5 protein-coding genes are annotated in these 4,116 nt (G+C 64.7%); 3 read left to right on the plus strand and 2 right to left on the minus strand.

The window, feature by feature from the left end:
• From ACYVDE_RS16240 to ACYVDE_RS16250, 3 genes are all read left to right on the plus strand, one after another.
• Positions 1-1,913: fibronectin type III domain-containing protein (locus tag ACYVDE_RS16240; RefSeq protein ID WP_460502595.1), on the plus strand; the 1,913-nt coding region annotated here is incomplete at its 5' end.
• Positions 1,914-2,035: 122 nt separating this feature from the next.
• A complete protein-coding gene (locus ACYVDE_RS16245; protein ID WP_460502596.1) occupies positions 2,036-2,488 on the plus strand; it encodes a GNAT family N-acetyltransferase in 453 nt (150 codons plus the stop codon).
• Positions 2,489-2,686: 198 nt separating this feature from the next.
• Positions 2,687-2,920, plus strand: coding sequence for a DUF1294 domain-containing protein (locus tag ACYVDE_RS16250; protein WP_460502597.1), 234 nt, complete (start codon positions 2,687-2,689; stop codon positions 2,918-2,920).
• A gap of 130 nt (positions 2,921-3,050) precedes the next feature.
• Here the strand turns inward: ACYVDE_RS16250 and ACYVDE_RS16255 are convergent, their stop codons facing one another.
• Both ACYVDE_RS16255 and ACYVDE_RS16260 read right to left on the minus strand, forming a co-directional pair.
• Complete coding sequence (locus tag ACYVDE_RS16255) at positions 3,051-3,803, minus strand: porin family protein (protein ID WP_460502598.1); 753 nt, start codon at positions 3,801-3,803, stop codon at positions 3,051-3,053.
• A gap of 87 nt (positions 3,804-3,890) precedes the next feature.
• The coding region (locus ACYVDE_RS16260; RefSeq protein ID WP_460502599.1) for a DNA-3-methyladenine glycosylase at positions 3,891-4,116 on the minus strand (226 nt) is incomplete at its 5' end.

Below are 4,116 nucleotides of genomic sequence, written 5' to 3' on the forward strand. Positions count from 1 at the left end.
CCCTGAGCCTGCCCACGACGGGCCTGACCGCGACCACGGTTATCCGCCTGAAAGCCACCGGCGACTTCGGCGTAACTGATATCGGCCTCGACAATGTGCGCGTGAGCTACGTGACCTGCCCCGCCGTAACCGGCGTGACGGTGACCGGGGTGACCGACACCCGTGCCACGGTGAGCTTTACGCCCGTAACCGGGGCGGCTTCGTACACGATTACGGCCACGCCGGCCACGGGCACGCCCATCACGCAGTCGGCTACATCGTCGCCAGTGAACCTGACCGGCCTGAATGCCAACACCGCCTATACGGTAACGGTAGTAGTGAACTGCGGCACGACCAACGGTAACTCGGCTCCGTCTGGCGCTTCCTTCACCACCGACTGCGCCGCGGCGCCCTACGTGCTGGTGAACAACTCGACGCCCTACACTCAGGACTTCGAAGCTACTTGGCAGAGCCAGTGCGGTACCAACGAGATTCCGGCCGTGAACTGGCGGGGCAAGCCCGTAACGGGCAACAACTCGTGGCGCCGCGAGGATGACGGCGCCAGCGCTGCCTGGGGCAGCCCGACCTCGGGCATCTACACGCCCACCGGCAGCCCCCTGAGCGGCGGCACCAGCGCCCATTCGGCCCGCTTCCACTCCTACAATGCTTCGCGCGGCACCAGCGGCCAGCTCGACCTGTATGTGAACCTGGCCGGTACGGCCGCCGCCGCGGGCCTGTCGTTCGACTACATCAACACCAGCGGCAGCGACTCGCTGGCAGTAATGGTAAGCACCAACGGCGGCGTATCGTTCGGCCGTTCGCTGACCACGCTGACGACCGCCAACACTTGGACCCGCCAGACGCTGACGCTGCCTGCTACGGCCGGCGCAACGACCATCATCCGCTTCATGGCCACCAGCGATTTCGGTACCACCGACATCGGCCTCGACAACGTACGCGTGACGTATTCGGCCTGCTTGCCGGTATCGAACCTGACGGCGACCAACGTGACCAGCAACAGCGCCCAGCTCAGCTTTACGCCGCCAGCCGGCGCGCCGACCGGCACTACGTACGAGATTGAGTACGGCCCGCAAGGCTTTACGCTGGGTTCGGGCACGAAAGTGACCGGCCTCACCAGCCCGACGTATGCCCTGACGGGCCTGACCCAGGCGAAGGACTACTGCTTCTACGTGCGCCAGAACTGCGGCACGGTCAATGGCACCAGTTCCTACGCCGGCCCGGTGTGCTTCACCACGCCGCTGCCCACGCTGCCCAACGACGAGCCCTGCGGTGCCATTGCCTTGGGCAACACCGTGACGAACGGCACCAACCTGGGTGCTACTACCAGCGCCCAGAACGGCTTGGTGCTGCCCACCTGCTCGGGTGCGCAGCTGCCCAAGGACGTATGGTTCAGCTTTACGGCCACGGCCACTACGCTGCCCCTGACGGTGACCGGCACGACCGCCGGTGTGGTGCAGGTGTACAGCAGCCCCAGCTGCTCGGCTGGTCCGTTCACGCGCGTGTTCTGCCAGGCAGGCCCCGGCAACAACCAGAACGTGGGCGCGCTCACCATCACCGGCCTCACCCCGGGCACGCGCTACTACCTGTCGGTGAGCGGCTACGGTAGCGGCGACACGCAAGGCTCGTTCAGCATTGGTGCCGTGCCCACGGGCACTAAAGCCCAAGCCGATACCGATGCTCTGCTGGTATACCCCAACCCAAGCAACACCGGCCAGCTCACGCTGCGCCTGAGCGGCCAGACCGGCAACGGCCAGGCCACGCTGCTCAACGCCCTGGGCCAGGTGGTAGCCACCAAGAACCTGACCGGCACCGCCGAGCAGACGCTGAGCACCCGCGGCCTGGCCACGGGCCTCTACACGCTGCGCGTGACGATGGGCGGCCAGGTGCTGACCCGGAAAGTGGTGCTGGAATAGCTCCTTAGCACTTACCCGTAATGAAAAGAGCCGGCAGCTTTGCCGGCTCTTTTTTTATGCCCCGGCAGCTCATTCTGCCGGCCGCGGCTGCCTGGCCACGGCTTCTCACCTACTTTCGCGGCATGTCGACGTTTTTCACCGCTACCCACCCCGCGGGCTACATCCTCAGCACCGACCCGGACCGGCTCGACGTGGCCGCCGTGCACCACTGGCTGAGCGAAGAATCGTACTGGGCCCGGCACATTCCGCGCGCTACGGTGGAGCGCGCCATTGCCAACTCGCTCAATTTTGGCGTGTATGCGCCCGATGGGCAGCAGGCCGCCTTTTGCCGCGTGGTGACGGACCGCGCCACGTTTGCCTGGCTTTGCGACGTGTTTGTGCTGCCCGCGCACCGCGGCCGCGGCCTTTCGAAGTGGCTGGTGCAGCAGATGCTGGCCCACCCCGACCTGCAACACCTGCGCCGTCACCTGCTGGCCACCTGGGATGCGCACACCCTCTACCAGCGCTTCGGCTACGCCCCACTCGACCGGCCCGACCGCTGGCTGGAAATCAAAATGGAAAACCCGTACGGATAGCAGCATTCCGGACGCTGGCAGGCCAACGCCTTGGTTTGCATGGCTCAATCGGTTTACTGCGCTTGTTTTTTTGTTTCCGCTCAATTGGCCCGGCTTCGGATAATGCTGTGCAGGCTAAAGCCCGGCACCACCCACTGAAGCAGGCTCGCCGCCCATGCCATGACCATTCTTCTCAGCTGCCTATTGCTTCTCAACCTATTGTGTTTTCTGCTTTTTGCCGCAGACAAACGCAAAGCCCGGCAAGGCCAGCGGCGCATTGCCGAAAAAACGCTGCACCTAGCCACGCTGCCGGGCGCGGCAGCCGGCGCGTGGGCGGCCATCTGGCTGCTGCACCACAAGAACCGCAAAGCCACTTTCTGGAGCATCACACTGCTGCTGACGCTGCTGCAAGGTGTGGCGCTCTACTTCGCGTGGCCCTATTTGCGGGCATAGCGCCAGCCCTGCCAAACACGGGCAGAAAAAATCGGCGCTGACACAAAGCACTGAACGCCCGGCCAAAGCGCGCCGGGGCGGGCCGACTACTGGCCCCGCTCCGGCGCGCTTTGGCTGATGCGGGCCGCCTTTAGTGGACGCCGCCGAACAGGTACGCCAGCGAGAGCTGAACAGCGTGGTTGCGGTAGGTAGGCGGCTGTTGGGAGGTAACTCCGGGGGCATAAGCGGCCCCGAGGTTGCGCAGGCCTTGGCTGTAGCCGACCTGCAGTTGCAACCCGTTGGCAAACCCGTAGCCCAGCCCCCCTTGCAGGCCGACGTCCGTTCCGCGCGAGACATAGGCCTGACCGGGACGGTTATTGTAGGTGTCGCCGGCCTCTACCTTGCCCGCGTCGGACTGGCTGCGGGTGCTGCCGCCGCCGCCGTAGCTACCGCTTTGGGCAGACGTGTAGCGGCCACCCAGCAGAAAGCCCACGTACGGCCCACCAAATACCAGCAAGCCCCGGCCGCCGGGCTCTTGGCTATACACGGCATTGACTGGCACGGCCAGATAGTCGAAGCGGAAGGTGTATTCGCCTTTATAGGTGTAGTTGTAGGCCGCGTCGTAGGCAGATTCCGTGAAGCCAAACCCCTTTTGGGAGTACAGCACCGCCGGTTGCACGGCAAAGTGGCCGCCAAAGCCGAGCTGCGCCACCACGCCGGCTTCTACGCCGCTGCGGGCAGTGTTGGAAACTTTCAGATAGGTCTGGTTCGGGTAGTCGAAGCCGCCGAATGCCAGGTTATAACCGACGGTGGGGCCGACGCGAAAGGTAGCCTGGGCCTGCGCGGCACCAGCCAGCAATGACAAGCCAGCCGTCAGGACAGAAGCGGTAGATAGTTTAGCCATGAAAAGAGTAGGCGTTAAAAGCTTGGGGAAAGTGAAAGAAGGCCAAAAGTACTCAACGCCAAGCTGCCTTTCAGTTTACTCGCTCACCTACTTGGCCGGGCTTGTCCACTTGCTATCGGCTATCCGAAACCGCCACGGCAGCCCGGCCGCTTCTGCGCCCGCGTAGGCCAGCCCCACCCGGGCACTGGCCAATACGTTGGCTTCCGGCACCGTTTCGCCGTGGTCTTCAAACCAGATGTGCGGTCCCGTCACGAGCTCGCCGCTGAGCGCGGGCGTGATGCCCAGAGCCTGCGACAGCACGCCCGGCCCGGCC

This window comes from Hymenobacter agri (assembly GCF_054778495.1).

Coding starts and splice junctions, on each gene's coding strand:
- ACYVDE_RS16245 (WP_460502596.1), top strand. CDS start 2,036: ATGTCGACGTTTTTCACCGCTACCCACCCCGCGGGCTACATCCTCAGC.
- ACYVDE_RS16255 (WP_460502598.1), bottom strand. CDS start 3,803: ATGGCTAAACTATCTACCGCTTCTGTCCTGACGGCTGGCTTGTCATTG.